13 protein-coding genes are annotated in these 16,005 nt (G+C 44.1%); 7 read left to right on the top strand and 6 right to left on the bottom strand.

Annotated features, from left to right (window positions below):
- Nucleotides 1-174 precede the first annotated feature (174 nt).
- Together malQ and LDO37_RS20970 are read right to left on the bottom strand one after the other, a co-directional pair.
- Nucleotides 175-2,364, bottom strand: coding sequence for a 4-alpha-glucanotransferase (gene malQ / locus LDO37_RS20975; RefSeq protein WP_126606631.1), 2,190 nt, complete (start codon nucleotides 2,362-2,364; stop codon nucleotides 175-177).
- A gap of 141 nt (nucleotides 2,365-2,505) precedes the next feature.
- Entirely contained in the window at nucleotides 2,506-4,983 is a 2,478-nt protein-coding gene (locus LDO37_RS20970) for a glycogen/starch/alpha-glucan phosphorylase (protein WP_126606630.1), read from the bottom strand.
- Between the two features lie 723 nt (nucleotides 4,984-5,706).
- Between LDO37_RS20970 and malT the strand changes: the two genes are divergently transcribed.
- From malT to rsgA, 7 genes are all read left to right on the top strand, one after another.
- Nucleotides 5,707-8,418: an HTH-type transcriptional regulator MalT gene (gene malT / locus LDO37_RS20965; protein ID WP_126606629.1), complete on the top strand. Its 2,712-nt coding sequence runs from the start codon at nucleotides 5,707-5,709 to the stop codon at nucleotides 8,416-8,418.
- 87 nt (nucleotides 8,419-8,505) lie between these two features.
- The gene (locus tag LDO37_RS20960; protein ID WP_126606628.1) at nucleotides 8,506-9,195 is read left to right on the top strand and encodes a hypothetical protein; all 690 of its coding nucleotides are present in this window, start codon (nucleotides 8,506-8,508) and stop codon (nucleotides 9,193-9,195) included.
- A 674-nt stretch (nucleotides 9,196-9,869) separates the two neighbouring features.
- Nucleotides 9,870-10,790, top strand: a complete 921-nt coding sequence (locus LDO37_RS20955; protein WP_126606627.1) for a DUF368 domain-containing protein — start codon at nucleotides 9,870-9,872, stop codon at nucleotides 10,788-10,790.
- A 194-nt stretch (nucleotides 10,791-10,984) separates the two neighbouring features.
- Nucleotides 10,985-11,425 carry a hypothetical protein gene (locus LDO37_RS20950; protein ID WP_126606626.1) on the top strand — a complete coding sequence of 147 codons (441 nt, stop codon included), beginning with the start codon at nucleotides 10,985-10,987 and terminating at the stop codon, nucleotides 11,423-11,425.
- A complete protein-coding gene (locus LDO37_RS20945) occupies nucleotides 11,418-12,026 on the top strand; it encodes an SCO family protein (protein ID WP_126606625.1) in 609 nt (202 codons plus the stop codon). Before LDO37_RS20950 ends, LDO37_RS20945 begins: the two co-directional genes overlap by 8 nt.
- Nucleotides 12,027-12,030: 4 nt before the next feature.
- The gene (locus LDO37_RS20940; protein ID WP_126606624.1) at nucleotides 12,031-12,495 is read left to right on the top strand and encodes a copper chaperone PCu(A)C; all 465 of its coding nucleotides are present in this window, start codon (nucleotides 12,031-12,033) and stop codon (nucleotides 12,493-12,495) included.
- 331 nt (nucleotides 12,496-12,826) lie between these two features.
- Complete coding sequence (gene rsgA / locus LDO37_RS20935) at nucleotides 12,827-13,870, top strand: ribosome small subunit-dependent GTPase A (protein ID WP_126606623.1); 1,044 nt, start codon at nucleotides 12,827-12,829, stop codon at nucleotides 13,868-13,870.
- 141 nt (nucleotides 13,871-14,011) lie between these two features.
- On the opposite strand, the gene map is transcribed toward rsgA, so the two are convergent.
- The 4 genes from map to LDO37_RS20915 form a co-directional block, all read right to left on the bottom strand.
- A complete protein-coding gene (map, locus tag LDO37_RS20930; RefSeq protein ID WP_126606622.1) occupies nucleotides 14,012-14,782 on the bottom strand; it encodes a type I methionyl aminopeptidase in 771 nt (256 codons plus the stop codon).
- On the bottom strand, nucleotides 14,775-14,981 hold the full coding sequence (locus LDO37_RS20925) for a ParD-like family protein (RefSeq protein WP_126606621.1): 207 nt from the start codon (nucleotides 14,979-14,981) through the stop codon (nucleotides 14,775-14,777). The genes map and LDO37_RS20925 overlap by 8 nt, the downstream gene beginning before the upstream one ends.
- Before the next feature lie 130 nt (nucleotides 14,982-15,111).
- On the bottom strand, nucleotides 15,112-15,552 hold the full coding sequence (locus LDO37_RS20920; protein ID WP_126606620.1) for a bifunctional diaminohydroxyphosphoribosylaminopyrimidine deaminase/5-amino-6-(5-phosphoribosylamino)uracil reductase RibD: 441 nt from the start codon (nucleotides 15,550-15,552) through the stop codon (nucleotides 15,112-15,114).
- Nucleotides 15,549-15,959: a GNAT family N-acetyltransferase gene (locus LDO37_RS20915; RefSeq protein ID WP_104401728.1), complete on the bottom strand. Its 411-nt coding sequence runs from the start codon at nucleotides 15,957-15,959 to the stop codon at nucleotides 15,549-15,551. The genes LDO37_RS20920 and LDO37_RS20915 overlap by 4 nt, the downstream gene beginning before the upstream one ends.
- Nucleotides 15,960-16,005: the final 46 nt, after the last annotated feature.

Below are 16,005 nucleotides of genomic sequence, written 5' to 3'. Positions count from 1 at the left end.
AGAACGTTGTTAGCTAAATAATATTTTTGAAATATTTGATGTTTGATCTGCATAAGCAGAGTACAAACCCTGCACCAGTTCATTTTTAACCAGTGCAGGTTTTATATAGACACTTCTATCTTCAATTCAGTCTATCATCTCAACTTAAAAATGAAATCACTTGCATAAAAAGGATTAAGCTCGATTTTTCCTAAGTGCCGTTAATTGCTCGGCTAGACTGTGAATGTTGTCGTTAGAAAAAATATTATCCAAATTAACTGAAAGCTTACGCCGCCAGTTAGGATACTCATCAACGGTACCTGGAATATTGACTGGGTTATCCATCTCAAGCCAATCTTCTAATTGCACGCTAAATAACGCACTGTTACCGGCGGCTAAATGCAACTGAAGAGCTTCACTTAAGTGCCTATCCATTGGAACGGTTGCTGCATCCCGGCCGATGCCTTCTGGCAGATATCCGTGCCAAGCGACACTGTTAAGAATCTCTTGCTTGCTTCTTAGCCTATCGTCAAACAGTTTATTTAACTGTGCTTCATCCGGGTATAGCCCGAGTTCCTGTCCAAGCTTTAAATCATCACAATGCCAAAAGCCTTTCAAGGTCGGCATATCGTGAGTACAAAGTGCCGACATAGACTGTTGTGAATAATGCTCCGGAGAGTAATAGCCACCATCTTCAGCCACTTCAAAAAAGAACACTTTATAAGAATGAATGCCCGCATCGGAAAGTAACTCGACAATTTCATCCGGCACCGTACCTAAGTCTTCACCAATGACTGAGCACTTGTAGCGGTGGCTTTCAAGTGCCAGCAATGCAAGAAGCTCTTTTACTGGATAGTAAATATAAGCACCTTCAGACGCATTCTGACCCTTTGGTACCCACCAAAGGCGAAGTAACCCTAAAACATGATCAATTCGCAACGCTCCGCAGTGATTCATATTTGCTCGAATCAAATCGATAAATGGCTTGTACGACCTTGCTTGAAGCTCCTGCGGGTTGAGCGGAGGTAGCCCCCAATTTTGACCAAGTGGCCCTAGAATATCTGGCGGCGCGCCAATGCTCACATCCTGACACAGCTCTCCAGTATCCGCCCACGTTTCTGAACCCGCATCGGAAACCCCAACCGCTAGGTCTCTGTACAACCCTATTTGCATGCCTTTTTCTTCGGCCAATAGCTGAGCTTCTTGGATCTGACTGTCCGCAATCCACTGCAAATACAGATGTAGCTGGATGGAATCTTCCTCATCAACAATAAACTTGCGCACTGATGGGCTATGATATTTTTGGTACTTTTCAGGGAATACCGGCCAGCCCCAAATGTCATCATATTGCTCGCGTAAGTGGGCATGCAGTGCATCGAATGTTGCTTGTTGCAATAAGCTTTGTCCGCCATTATCAACGAACCGCATGAACTCTGACGCTCTATCGGTATTGTTATCCAAATGCCGGCGCTTAAATTCTTGGTAGAGTGTCGGTAGCACACTCATTTTCAGAGCAGACACTTCACTGTAGTTCACCCAATGGGATTCTCGTGCTTGATGCAAGCGCTGTTGAAACTCAGAACTGCCCACTCGGGCTTGTGCTTCCTTACTCAGTGCAAATTCAGGGACGGAACTTACATCGATATACAGTATGTTTAACCAACGTCGAGACGATGGGCTATAAGGGCTTGCACCTTCTGGGTTCGCAGGAAACAAGGAATGGATTGGATTGAGCCCAATGAAATCCCCTCCCCTTTCTGCGACTTCTCCAACAAGTTGCTTTAAGTCTCCAAAGTCACCCATGCCCCAGTTATGAGATGTGCGTAAGGTGTATAGCTGAATGCTCGGTCCCCACATTTTCTCATCACACTGCAGGGGTTCTTGTTTGTAGCAACTTTTAGGGGCGATGACTAACGTCATTTCATAAGGAGCTTTTCGGCGCTTACGCGTCAATGTGAGTTTGTGGTATCCCCAAGGAAGATTATTAGGCAAAGAAAAAGTAAGAGGTCCACCTGCTTTGCGGCGATCACTCACTATCTGAGATTGCAGGTAACCTTCAAGTACATCACCTTCTTCTGTCTCTAAACGCCAACTGAATTCGCTCTCGCGCGCACTCGCCCCAAGGTGCAAGTCTACATGCACATCTTCGTCATCCGTCAGTACCAACATAGATTGTAAAACAGGCTTCTTGTGCTTTTTCTCGGCCGATTTTAACAGTGCTTTATCATTCGAAACGTCGTAGCCCAAGGACGACAGTAAATACTCGACAGTTGCCGCGGAGACATCTGTTTCTTCTCCCATAGCATTAATGTAGTGTTCCGAAATATTTGCCATAGAAGCAACGCGTTTTATTGCTTCTGGTGTGGTCTTATTTGCTTCTTTCATATCGCTCTCCGGAGGTCGACGTTTCCTACCTTCCTGTATCTCTGACGCAAAAGGGGGAATGCTTTAGCCAAATTCACCCACTTCTGCTTATCAGAACTAGCCAACTGAGCCCTTAAGCTTTACCTAAGGGCGTTTTACCTATTACTGACGCTTAACCGCTTTCAGTTTCCAAATGTTGTTCACGTAGTCACGGATACTTCTATCCGAGCTAAATTTCCCAACCAAAGCGGTATTGATAATCGCTTTTCTCGCCCAACCTTGTTGGTCTCGATATTGAACGTCCATATCTTCATGTGCTTTTACGTAGGACGCGAAATCAGCGAGAACCAGATATGGGTCTCCCCCATCCAACAGACTGTGGTAAGTAGCCGCCAAACGACCGGGTTCCCCTGGCGTAAATTCTTCGCCAAGAAGGAGATCAAGCGATGCTTTTAGAAGGTGATCAGCATGGTAATAATCATACGGGTTATAGCCTTTTTCACGCAGAGCCGTAACTTCATCCACTTCTAAACCGAAAATGTAAATGTTGTCGTCTCCAACTTCTTCTCGAATCTCGACATTTGCACCGTCCATTGTTCCAATAGTCAGAGCACCGTTGAGCGCGAGTTTCATGTTACCTGTACCGGATGCTTCTTTACCTGCCGTAGATATTTGCTCAGATACATCCGCTGCCGGGATGATGATTTCCGCCATGCTGACGCGATAATCAGGCATGAACACCACTTTAAGTTTGTGATTAACGCGATTATCACTGTTGATTTTCTCTGCCACTTTGTTGATGGCATAAATAATCTCCTTAGCCAAGTGGTAACCAGGAGCGGCTTTGGCGGCAAAGAAAACGACACGAGGCACCATGTCAAACGAAGGCTCGTTGAGTAGCCTGTGATACAGAGAAAGAATGTGCAGCAAGTTTAGATGCTGACGCTTATATTCATGCAGACGTTTGATCTGGACATCGAATATGGCATTGGTGTCTAACTCAATATCCATGTTGTCTTTGACCCAGTTCGCCAAGCGCTGCTTGTTCTCTTGTTTCACACGCATGAAATCAGCTTGGAACTCGGTATCTGTCGCAAACGACTCAATTTTTCTTAGTTCATCTAAGTCGGCGATCCAATCCTCACCTATTTTACTGGTGATAAGGTTCGAAAGCTCAGGGTTACAAAACTTCAACCAACGCCTTGGTGTTACCCCATTGGTTACGTTCTGTAATCGCGTAGGGAACATTTCATGAAATTCCGGGAACAGATCTTTCTTAACTAGGGAAGAGTGAAGCGCTGCTACCCCGTTGACAGCATAGGCACCAACAACGCACAAATTCGCCATTCGCACCATTCGGTGAGTCCCTTCTTCAATGATGGAAAGCTTACGCATCTTGTCGACATCACCGGGCCATTTCTCTTTCACTTCAAGAAGGAATAAGTGGTTAATTTGGTAAATGATTTCCATATGGCGTGGAAGTAAACGCTGAAGCAAAGCTTCGCTCCATGTTTCCAACGCTTCCGGTAGCAAGGTATGGTTGGTGTACGCAAAGGTACTGGAACATATCTGCCACGCTGCATCCCATTCGTAATTGTGCTCATCGATTAGAATACGCATCAGCTCTGGGATAGCGACTGTTGGGTGCGTGTCGTTTAACTGAATGGTTTCGTATTCTGGGAGCTTCTCTAGCGCGTGACCATTTTCTGTATGGCGACGTAAAATGTCCGCCATGGAACAACGTACGTGGAAGTATTGTTGCATCAGACGCAGCGTTTTTCCTTTTTCGTGATTGTCGTTCGGGTACAGTACTTTTGTTACGTTACCGGCATCAATAAGAGCATGCTGTGCTTCAAAATAGTCACCGTTGTTAAAGCTTGCCAAGCTAAATGGCGCAATGGCGCGGCATTCCCACAGTCTCAGTGGGTAAACGGTTCGACTTTGATAACCCACAATTGGCATGTCCCACGGCATCCCTTGAACAAACATGCCCGGTTTCCAGCGGCGTTTTTCTACACCTGCATCATTGAGGTACGTCTCGACAAACCCGTAAAATCCCGCTTGTTGAGCAAATTCTGGTCTCGCAATTTCCCACGGATATCCCTCAACACCTGCCCACGCATCTGGCGCTTCTTTTTGGTGGCATTCTTCAAATGATTGGCGAAATAATCCATATTCGTAGTGAAGACCATAGCCAACAGTTGGGTACTGTTGGGCGGCACAAGAATCCATAAAGCAAGCAGCCAAACGCCCCAAGCCACCATTTCCTAAGGCTGGGTCCCGTTCTTCTTCGAGGATGTCTGTTAGGTTCTGACCTAACTCTTTTACAGCTTCATCGACAGCTTCATACAACCCCATACTAATTAGGTTGTTGCCCGTTAATCGACCAATAAGGAATTCAAGGGATAGGTAGTTGACGCTCCGAGCGTTTTTGATATTTGGATCGTTTTCAGTTTCAAGCAAGTCGAAAGTTGTAAGCTCTGCCAACGCACGACCTGTTGCTAAGTACCAAGCTCTTTCAGACGCGTTTTCAACGGTTGTTGCATAAGTTGCTGCCAAATGTTTTTTTACGGACTGTTTGAACTCTTCTTTATTAAAATTCTTTTGTTTTTCTATATTTGATTGCTTATTAGGCTTCATTTGGAATTCTCATTGTTGGTTCTCCATAACCCCAAACAACCTTATGCGATAGACTACCAAACGCAGTTGACTCTTATTAGGCAAGCCATTAACGGACGAAAACTCAGCACAAAAAGCATACTTGGGACGATAACCAAGCGGTGAATAAGCTTTGAGAAACAAGCCAGTAGTATCGATTCTGGTGTTAATACTCACAGCAAACATCGTTTTGAGCTGCACCTAACGAAACAAGTGCAGCCATCTAACAAAAACCGCTTGGGTAGCATGGCTATGTTCCGCTTAATTAGGGATGAAAACATCATCCTGATTAGGGGATGAGAAGGAGGAGGAAAGAGGGCGTAGGGTTGAGAAATGCATCAACGTGGTGAGCTATCACTCAAATGACGCACAGCATAAACGCCTAAGGTGATCAAATTCATGTTTTTTTGCAACACAAGTAATCGGGCCGGAAATACAATGACGATATTCGGGTTTTAAGCCTAATCACGCTCACTACTGCACTACAAATGGGCAAGACAAATTGTTTATACGCACTCCAAATTCGTGCTTTCTTAACCTATTTTCTATTCTGACCCATGAATCAATGGGACTTGAATCACATTTTTAGGGCGTAGACGCCCCGTTATTCGCCACAAACCCGGATTTAAGAGATCGATCAATGTAGGTGAGAACGGCTCCTCGTAGTATCCAAGCTAGAATTCACCAATAACTAGAAGTATAACCATGTGGATCCCTTCTAAGCTTACTCGTCCTAAACGCCTACACAACGCTATTCTCAGACCAAGAGTGCTAGAGCTGCTCAAACAAGCACCCTTCTGTAAACTGATATTGTTTCGCTCACCTGCTGGCTATGGGAAGACAACCATGGCAGCACAATGGCTGACTGAGCAGTCTAATGTTGGGTGGTTCAGTATTGACGATACGGATAACGAAACTTTCCGGTTTGTTAACTACTTTTTGCGAGCACTCAATAACGCGACGGGCAACGCCTGTAAGAAGTCTCTCGCTCTGGCTGAAAAAAGACAGTTTTCTTCGCTCAAATCTTTATTCAGTGAACTCTTTTCTGAAATAAGCCAAACCACCGACACCTGCTATTTGGTGCTGGATGATTATCACTGCATCGTCAATGAAGAGATTCACGACGGGTTACGATTTTTCCTAAAACATTTGCCGGAAAACATCACCTTAGTTGTCACTAGCCGTGCTCTTCCCCCTTTAGGCGCTGCCAACTTGCGCGTTCGTGATTTAATGATTGAAGTCGATAACGAGTCGCTGGCATTTGATAAAGACGAAACGACCCGATTCTTTAATTTAAGAGTCACCGACGGTATTGATGATTCTACCGCAGACATGCTTTGCCAATACGTAGAAGGTTGGCCTTCTGCCCTTCAACTTTTTGCTTTACAAGCACAGCATCAAAAAAGAACGCTAAGCCAATCCGCGGCAACCATATCGGATTTCAATCATAGTCATCTTTGGGATTATCTGGTTGAAGAAGTGTTCGACTTGTTAGATTCAGAAACACGGCATTTTTTAATGCAATGTTCGGTATTCGATATGTTTAACGACGCACTCGCGGTCCAAGTAACAGGCAGAGAAGACTCGTTGAGTATGATAGAAAACCTTAACCGGTTTGGTTTGTTCATCTATCCATTAGAAGGTGAACAAAACTGGTATCGCTTCCACAATTTATTCGGTGAATTCCTAGCGCATGAAAGGCAAACTCACTTACCGAATCAAGACACCTCTCTTCATCAAGCAGCTGCAAAGGCTTGGCTGCATCACCAGAATTCCGATCAAGCTCTTAATCACGCCTTAAAATCGAAAGACGGCGATCTCGTGATTCATATTTTAAATGAGCACGGGTGGTCAATGTTCAACAAAGGGGAGCTCGCATTATTGGAGCGTGCTTTGGAGTTTTTGCCTCTCGACCAGCGATTCAGCCAGCCAAGCTTAGCACTGTTACGAGCGTGGATAGCTCAAAGTCAGCACCAATACGACAGAGTAGGAGCATTGCTGGATGAGGCGGGTAAGCAACTCGCTCTCAAAGAAATAGAGCTAACGAATAATGACCAAGGGCAAGTAAACGCTTTATTGGCACAGGTTGCTATTAATCAAAATGAACCTGAACGTGCACAAAAATTAGCGGAACTTGCGCTTAGCCAACTCAACCCCACCACTTACCGTAGCCGAATTGTTGCGACGTCTGTCATGGGAGAAGTCAACCATGTTCTGGGTCATTTGGATCGTGCTCTGCCTTTGATGCAGCAAACAGAAAAGTTGGCGCGCCAATACCAAATTGTCCCTCAAGCATTGTGGGCACTATTGCAACAAAGCGAGATTTTGATTGCACAAGGGCTTGTACAATCAGCATATGAGGTTCAAGACAAAGCATTCCGCCTAGTACAAGAACAGCATTTAAACCAACTTCCTCTCCATGAATTTCTGCTTCGAATTCGCGCTCAAGTCCTTTGGGGATGGAACAAGTTAGACGAAGCAGAAGATTGTGCATTCCGTGGTCTGGATGTTCTTGGAAAGCACGATCAAAGTAACCATTTATTTGGCTACTCTATGTTGGCTCGAATTGCCATCGGTCGCGGAGAATTGGATAAAGCGGCACGCTATGTTGAACAAATTCAGCACCTAATCCAACATTCGGACTATCACATAGATTGGAGTGCCAACGCATCACTTTCACTGTTGCTGTATTGGCAAGCTAAGGGGATGTCGTCAGAAATTGAACATTGGTTAGGTGCAGTTCAACGCCCTACTGCCGCACGAAATCACTTCAGCCAGCTCCAATGGCGCAATATTTGCCGAGCTTACCTCAGTTTAAATATGGTTGAACAAGCTAAAGAAACCATGGCATTTTTGCAAGATGAAGCCATAAGTGCTTGTTTGGTCACCGATCAAAATAGAAATCTCGTATTGGAAGCCAACATTCATATCTTAATGGATGAGCAAGAAAACGCAGAAGATGCGCTCGAAAAAGCAATGAAATTGACCTTACAAACAGGCTTTATAGGTTATTACTTAGTTGATGGAGAGCGACTGCTTAGCCCACTAACAAACTTGTTGGCTAAGACCAGCGTGGGGGATATTGAAAAGCATAGCATTCAGCAGTTGCTTAAAGAGATAAGCAATAAACATCGTAATCGCTCAGTTCACTTTGATGAACAACTGATCGAGAAATTAGTCAATCACCCTGATGTCCCCGAATTGGTCAAAACCAGCCCGTTAACCCAAAGGGAATGGCAGGTTCTTGGGTTAATATATGCAGGGTTAAGTAACGAGCAAATTTCTCATGAGCTGGATGTTGCAGGTACTACCATCAAGACACACATTCGAAACTTGTATCAAAAATTGGCTATTGCAAATAGAAAGGAAGCAGTAGAAACTGCCGAAAATCTTCTTCACCTAATGGGTTACGTCTAGAGCGTACGGCGAGAAGACAATAGGTGTACTCGATACTTGGGTATATATAGCTTGAATGGTCGCTAACACAACAGACATGGAGGTCTGATGTTAATCGAATGGCACTCTGATCGCCTATGGTACTGGGATACCAAAACCCGACATTTCGGCATAACCAACATACATAGAATGTTTGTTATAAAAAGAGGTGACGGGATGTTGATAGTCATCAACCCTGTAGAGTTAACCACGCAGCTGCAACTGTCCCTTTCTGAGATCGGCATGGTAGGTCAGGTAATAGTATCATCACCAAGCTACCATTATGCTCTTTCGGAATGGTGGTTGGCGTATTCAGATGCGTATTTTCTAGCGACCCCAACCGTCATTCAAACGCGCTCCGATCTTAACTTCGACGATGCGTTGTCTTCATCAACGCATCCTTTTCTAAAAGGAGAAGTCTTTCAAGCTTCAATACTTGGATCTGACCAGCCTAGGAAAGTTCTATTCTGTGACCCTATCAGTCGCACCCTATTACTGCCGGATATACTGGTTATGTCTCAGCCCCATCAGCCCTTAAGCCAGCGGCTCTACGCAATTCTAAATGGTGCATCTTACGCGATGAGCTTACCAATATGGGATAGAGTACAAATTAACAAGACCTCTTTATTGCGAGCCTCAGTACAAGAGGTGCTAACTTGGCCGGCAAACCACATATTGTCGAGCACAGGTATAATGAAGAAAGGAGACGCGAAAGAAGCTATTTACAACGCCTATCTTTGGGCTTTTAAGAATCTCTAATTTCCTATAATTCACTCGCATTTATAAGCCCCAAAGAAACCTCTTCTAGAATATAGATTTGTGATCAAAATCTAGTTGTCATATTTGGCTCTTTTGAGCTATAAAACACATTTTTATCCCATATTTTGCATTTTGCAAATCCCATTTTGCAAATAGATGCAAAATGTAAAACAAAACGCATATAATATTGATTGAATTGTCAGGCGTTGCACGTGTTTTATTGACTATTCTCACATAAAGACAGCGCAATAACTCCATAGAACACACGAGATTAATATCTATAATTTACAATTAGTTATATTAGGAAGGGCAAACAGCAGGTAAAAAAATAGCCAACCGCAAATGGCGATTGGCTTATATTTTTTGTGAACAAATCGGGTTCACTAACAACGTCAGTTGGCTAGGTGACCCTCGGCTTTAATAAGGGTCACAAGTAATATTGCAATGGGTGTGCCAACTTTTGTCATTATTTTCAAATGCGCTCAAATCAAGCAAAAAGAAACGCAGAATTAATACAGCATAATGGTCATGCCCCTACCTTAAAAAGGTTGTTTACTATCGAGCCAGACCTAACGTCACGGGGACAACTGCGTCTGTACAAGTTGTTACTTTCATTCAATAGCATTCTATATCATAATCGCCTCACCTTTTATCGAAGAAAATGAACGACTTTAATGAATCTTTTGAAAACCTTTTTTAAAGGTATTGCCATGGGCGCGGCAGATGTCGTACCTGGTGTGTCAGGTGGTACCATCGCCTTCATTACGGGAATTTACGATACATTGTTGGAAAGTATCCGTCGTGTTAACCCATCTATTATAGGCATATGGCGAAAAGAAGGCTTTAAGGCTGCCTTTGAACACATCAACGGCTTGTTCCTTATTACTCTGTTCAGTGGGATCATCTTAAGTATCCTCACGCTAGCAAAACTGATTTCGTGGTTGCTGGTTACCCATCCCATTCCGCTTTGGTCGTTCTTTTTTGGCCTGATTCTTATTTCCGTTGTTCATGTTCTTAAGCAAGTCGAAAAGAAGAATGTCGTAACCGGTCTATTTTTACTATTAGGTGTCGGTTTTGCTTACACCATCACCGTGTTAAGCCCGTTGCAAATGGCTGACACAAGCTTGAATATCTTCATCGCAGGTATGATTGCGATCTGTGCGATGATCCTTCCCGGAATCTCAGGCAGTTTTATTCTTCTTCTTTTAGGCATGTACGCCCCTATCCTAGCGGCAGCAAAAGGGCTACATATCGACGTATTGATGCTATTTATGCTCGGTTGTGTTGTAGGCATACTGAGTTTCTCGCATGTACTATCTTGGCTTCTGAAACGTTTCCGAGACTTCACGCTCACTTTCCTAACGGGTTTGATGCTAGGAACATTGCCAAAAATTTGGCCATGGAAAGAAACCATTTCTTGGCGTACCAATTCTAAAGGCGAGCAAGTTCCTCTTGTACAACACAACTTGTCACCATTTGAATTTGAAACGGTGATTCAGCAGCCTTCTCAATTAACTCTTGCCATTATCATGATGGTCGCGGGAATTGGACTGGTTTGGGGATTGGAAAAATTTGGTTCTCGTTCAGATTCTTAATTTTGGGAAAGCCAACCCTCGCGTTTAGCACAATACGCCGTAAAGGAGCCTATATTGGGCTCCTTTACTTTTAACTCCCCATCAACAGCCCACATCAAAATTACAGCAGTCACACTCTGACGCAAAAACCGTTACGCATACAGCGCTATGTGCTAGCATTCCTTTGTTTATAAATTAGTGATTTATCATAAAAAATGTTGCAAAAATTATTGCCTGTTACATTCATATTTTTCGCGCTTTTAGCGGGTTACTTTACCCCAAGTTTATTAGACGCAATTCAATCAGATACTCAAGCTGTCGATTTAGATGATTACTGCATGCTTTCGACCACGCCTTGCAAAAGCGACGGTACAACCATTGTGATGGAGCATGATTCAACACAACCTTTGGAGCCTACTCGAGTATTCGTTGTTTGGCCAGAAAGCCAAGCTCAATCTTTGACGTTAGAAATGGAAGGATTGGAAATGGATATGGGGGTTGTGAAATTTCGTCTCGAAGGTCAAGGAAATGGTCATTATGAAGGCGAGCTTATGCTGCCTGTTTGCACCGTCGATACGATGACATGGTACGGACAACTGAGCGATGGACAACAAGAAGTTCAAACGGCAGTAAAAATGAGGACGATACATGAATAAAAATTGGGCTCTAGCACTTGCTGTAGCATTCGCACTTGGTATTTCAGTGAAGATGTATTTCGACCAACAAAATACCTTGTCAGTGGCGAGTGAAAGCAGCAGCGCGCCTGTGACTTTATTTGGTGCCGACAACACACCTGTTAACTTAAACGATCTCGCCGACTCCAGAGTCCGGGTGGTCTATTTTGGTTTTACGCGATGCCCTGATGTGTGCCCAACTTCTCTCGCTATGATGGCTGGTGCACTTAATCAGCTTGAAGATGAACAAAGAATGCAATTTCGCCCAATGTTCATATCGCTTGATCCTGAACGTGATGCGCCTGAACTCGCCAGCGAATATGCTGCCTATTTTCATAAAGATATCGAGGGACTGTCTGCGCCACTCGATACAACCAAGCCTCTTGCAAGTAAGTACGGTGTTATCTTCCGGAAAACGGAACTAGCTGACTCTGCCTTGCAATACACCTTGGATCACAGCTCTTACTTTTACTTTTTGAAGCCCGATGGAAGCTTAATTACTAAGGTTCCGCATGCGCTTTCACCGGCTCCGGTTTTAGCCGCGATGAAAGATATTCTTAAAACTCAAAATAACCAAGGATAACAACATGAAACGTAAAGCTCTTCTACTTGCCGCTCTAACATTAGCCCCTATTGTTAGCGCAGCTCACCATGAATCAAAAGATCTAATGATTCACGAGCCTTATGTCCGTGCAACTCCACCTAATGCACCAACCAGTGCCGCATTCATGCATATCATGAACGGCTCTGATAAAGATCGTGCGATTGTTTCAGCAACAACACCTGCTGCGGGTCGTGTGGAACTTCACACTGTAATTACTGAAGGCGAAGTAATGAAAATGCGTCAGGTCAATACGATCGAAATACCAGCAAATGGCGACGTGTCATTAAAGCCTGGCGGATTGCATATTATGCTTTTCGACCTAAAACAAGCGCTGAAAGAAGGCGAATCTGTCGACATTAATTTAACGTTCGCAAACGGCGATAAAAAAACCGTGAAAGCACCGATCAAAAAAGTCATGTCTGGAATGAAGCACAAGCATAAACACTAAGTTGCTCATTAACATTTATTGAGTATAATACCAGCGAAGAATCTAGCCTCTATTGTCAAACTGGATTCTTCGCAACTGGTCTGGCTGTACATAGCCATTCCTATCGAATAAGCCGCCTATAAGGAGTCAACATGATTGTATTAAAAAACCGCCCGGCAAAAGAAATCGTTACTCGCTAGCAACCCAATTTTCTTACCAGCGAATCCCTTTCTATTGCCCGGTGTATCTAAACCGGGGTCTCGCGTCTAACTCGACGCACATCTAAACGAATTTCGACCCCAATACTTTTTATGTATTGCGCATTTCTGTGCGCGTTGTCTGGGGAAGACAAATGAATTCTAGTTTCACTTTGCCACAACTTGGCTGGCAACCTTACTTTCAACAACAACTGACGTTAGAAGATTACGAACACCATCATATTGCACGTGTTTCTGCGCACCATCGCTCCCAATATGAGCTTTGGACCGAACAAGGCAAAATAGCATTGCCCATCACCTCCAAACTGCCAGAGTTAACGGTTGGGGATTGGATTTTGCTAGATGGAAATGGGCGTTTCTCTCGTCACCTAGAACGCTCCACACTCATATCACGCAAAGCCGCCGGCAGTAAGTTACAAGAGCAGCATATTGCCGCGAATTTGGATACGTTACTTATCGTCAGCTCATTGAATGACGATTTTAATCTCAGCCGAGTCGAGCGTTATTTAACCCTAGCGAAAGAGAGCAATATTCAATCTGTCATTGTTTTAACTAAATCTGACCAGTGTGAAAATACAGACGATTTCGTTGAGCAAGTACAAGCGATAGATCCACTTCTACCTGTGATTAGCATCAATGGGTTGGATATCGACAGCGTCGCTCAGATCAAGCCTTGGTGTAAATCTGGAACAACGACGGGTGTTATCGGCTCTTCTGGTGTTGGTAAATCCACGCTTATCAATACTCTGACTCAAAGCGAGTTACAAAAAACCGGAGGGATAAGAGAAGACGACGATAAAGGACGCCATACTACCACGTCTCGTTCCATGCACATTATCCCCGATGGAGGGTTAATTTTAGACACCCCCGGAATGCGCGAGCTGCAACTCCCGGATTGTTCACAAGGCGTAAGCAGCACCTTCTCCGACATTGAAACGTTGGCACTCGAATGTCGATTTGGAGACTGCCAACATGAGTCTGAGCCAGGTTGTGCTGTTAAAAAAGCCATAGATGAAGGCAACTTAGCAGAACGGCGTTTGAAAAACTATTTCAAGCTTTTGCGAGAGCAAGCCCGCAATGGCGCAAGCCTCGCCGAGCAAAAGCAGAAATATAAGTCTCTGACCAAGATGTATCGGGATGTTCAAAGCCACCGACGGAATATAAAGTCATCTGACTAGCGTCAACTTGGTAGCTCTGTAAATCAGTAAAAGAGATGGTTTCAAATTTCTTCATTGAAGAACGAGCCTATGGTTCGTATTTGAAACCTCTCTTTTTATTCGAATCACGCTCAGGTATATAGGCGGCTACCATTACGCGCTTCACTTTTCGTCGGGACGAAGTGTAAGCACTTCAAACCCCGTATCTGTCACTAAAACCGTATGTTCCCACTGGGCCGACAGCTTTTTGTCTTTGGTCACAACGGTCCAACCGTCCGATTTAAGCTTAGTTCTGTGCGTTCCTTGATTCACCATAGGTTCTATTGTGAACGTCATGCCCGCTTTAAGTTTGACTCCAGCACCTTGTCGCCCGTAATGGAGCACATGCGGTTCTTCGTGCATTTCTTTGCCTATGCCATGCCCACAATACTCACGCACGATACTGTATCCATGGGTTTCGGCATGCTTTTGTATGGCATAACCCACGTCCCCAAGTGTCGCTCCGGGCTTAACTGCCCGAATCCCTTGCCACATAGCGTCGTAGGTTGATTGAACCAATCGTCGAGCCTGTGGTGAGGCTTCTGGCATAACGTACATTTTACTGGAATCGGCAATGTAGCCGTTTTTTTCTAGCGTTATGTCAATGTTAACGATGTCGCTATTTTTGAGAATATCTCGCTCATCGGGAATGCCGTGACACACCACATGGTTGATCGAACTGTTCACCGCGTATTGATAATCATACTGCCCAATACTTGCGGGGCGTGCTTTCAGTTCTTCAAAAATATATTCTTCTACCCACTCGTTAATATCAAATGTGTTCACTCCGGGCTCTATCTTGGTATTCAAGTAGGTAAAGACCTGAGCTAACAAGCGACCAGATTCTCTCATCCATTCGATCTCTTGAGCAGACTTAATCGGCACCTTATTCATTCGCAGCCTCTTCCTGAGCCAAGGGCACGCTTTTCATCTGCTCTAGAATCAACTCTTGAAATGTTTTGGTTGGGTTCAGCTCGGCCAACCGCCCCATTTTTATCCAAAACTCAGCTTGTGCATTTATCGAGCGATTCATCACACTACTGAATTGACGTATCTCTTCATGCAGCTCGTCACCAATTTTCACAATTCCCATAAATATACTCTTTGAATACAAATAATATACGAATCATATATTATGTAAACCTATGTATATCGCTATTAAAAATACTTAGGGTACAAAAAAGCCCGCAAATTTCGCTGCGGGCTCAAATGAAAAATATCCGTTAATTTCTAATTAGATAGGGATTCAGAAAGGAAGCCACTTCTTCCCCAAGTAACCCAACCTCAACATCAATACCCGCATCCTCAAGAATTTTTATTCCTGCGCCGCTGTTACGAGTATCTGGATCAAGAATCGCGACATACACTTTTTCTGGTCTAACCCTTACTAAAGCTTTGGCACAAGAAGGCGTTCTTCCTTGGAATGAACAGGGTTCTAGCGTCACATACGCAACTAACCCATCGTAGCTCCCCGTATAAGCGGCGATTGCGCCCGCTTCGGCATGATGATTGCCCGGAGGTTGAGAATAGCCGGAGCTTACAACCTCACCATCTTTTACAAACACACAACCAACAGGCGGATTTGGCCGACAGCCTGGCAGTGCACTTTTTGACAGCTCGAACGCTTGTCTCATGTAGCTTTCGTGCAATGAATTGTCGGTCATAAATGTCGCCCCATCTTGTAATACTCCACTCCTGATTTATAAAACGCATCGCCTTCTGCATTCATATCGAATTTATGGTAGAAATCCATTGCAGACTCTCGGGCATCGCACCAAAAATACTCAATTCCAATTTCTGGGAGTTGCTTGAGAATATGCTCCACCACTGATGAACCGTACCCAAGATGGCGATGTTCAAGTACCGTAGCAAACTTTCTTAGCCTTGCTGATTTCGCTTCTACATCAATAAACACTGATGCTACACAAACGACTTCTCCATCAACTTCCACACCGTAATGCCTGGCATCTTCATCACCAGGCACATGGCAAAAATCTTCAGGCATATCGGGCCAAAGCACCTCATGCCTGACAGGAATAGTTTGCGTCCAATCTAATTCAACTATTTTCATTGCCATCTCTGTTTCGAAATCCGATAAAACAAAGATATACGATGTT

Source organism: Vibrio penaeicida (assembly GCF_019977755.1).
GTDB classification, from domain to species: Bacteria; Pseudomonadota; Gammaproteobacteria; order Enterobacterales; family Vibrionaceae; genus Vibrio; species Vibrio penaeicida.
Note: the sequence above shows the minus strand (reverse complement) of the source record. Positions and strands in the feature narration are given on the sequence as shown.

Bases quoted from the DNA above. Each gene is read 5' to 3' on its own strand.
- malQ (WP_126606631.1), bottom strand. From the start codon at position 2,364: ATGAAAGAAGCAAATAAGACCACACCAGAAGCAATAAAACGCGTTGCT.
- LDO37_RS20970 (WP_126606630.1), bottom strand. From the start codon at position 4,983: ATGAAGCCTAATAAGCAATCAAATATAGAAAAACAAAAGAATTTTAAT.
- malT (WP_126606629.1), top strand. From the start codon at position 5,707: ATGTGGATCCCTTCTAAGCTTACTCGTCCTAAACGCCTACACAACGCT.
- LDO37_RS20960 (WP_126606628.1), top strand. From the start codon at position 8,506: ATGTTAATCGAATGGCACTCTGATCGCCTATGGTACTGGGATACCAAA.
- LDO37_RS20955 (WP_126606627.1), top strand. From the start codon at position 9,870: ATGAATCTTTTGAAAACCTTTTTTAAAGGTATTGCCATGGGCGCGGCA.
- LDO37_RS20950 (WP_126606626.1), top strand. From the start codon at position 10,985: ATGTTGCAAAAATTATTGCCTGTTACATTCATATTTTTCGCGCTTTTA.
- LDO37_RS20945 (WP_126606625.1), top strand. From the start codon at position 11,418: ATGAATAAAAATTGGGCTCTAGCACTTGCTGTAGCATTCGCACTTGGT.
- LDO37_RS20940 (WP_126606624.1), top strand. From the start codon at position 12,031: ATGAAACGTAAAGCTCTTCTACTTGCCGCTCTAACATTAGCCCCTATT.
- rsgA (WP_126606623.1), top strand. From the start codon at position 12,827: ATGAATTCTAGTTTCACTTTGCCACAACTTGGCTGGCAACCTTACTTT.
- map (WP_126606622.1), bottom strand. From the start codon at position 14,782: ATGAATAAGGTGCCGATTAAGTCTGCTCAAGAGATCGAATGGATGAGA.
- LDO37_RS20925 (WP_126606621.1), bottom strand. From the start codon at position 14,981: ATGGGAATTGTGAAAATTGGTGACGAGCTGCATGAAGAGATACGTCAA.
- LDO37_RS20920 (WP_126606620.1), bottom strand. From the start codon at position 15,552: ATGACCGACAATTCATTGCACGAAAGCTACATGAGACAAGCGTTCGAG.
- LDO37_RS20915 (WP_104401728.1), bottom strand. From the start codon at position 15,959: ATGAAAATAGTTGAATTAGATTGGACGCAAACTATTCCTGTCAGGCAT.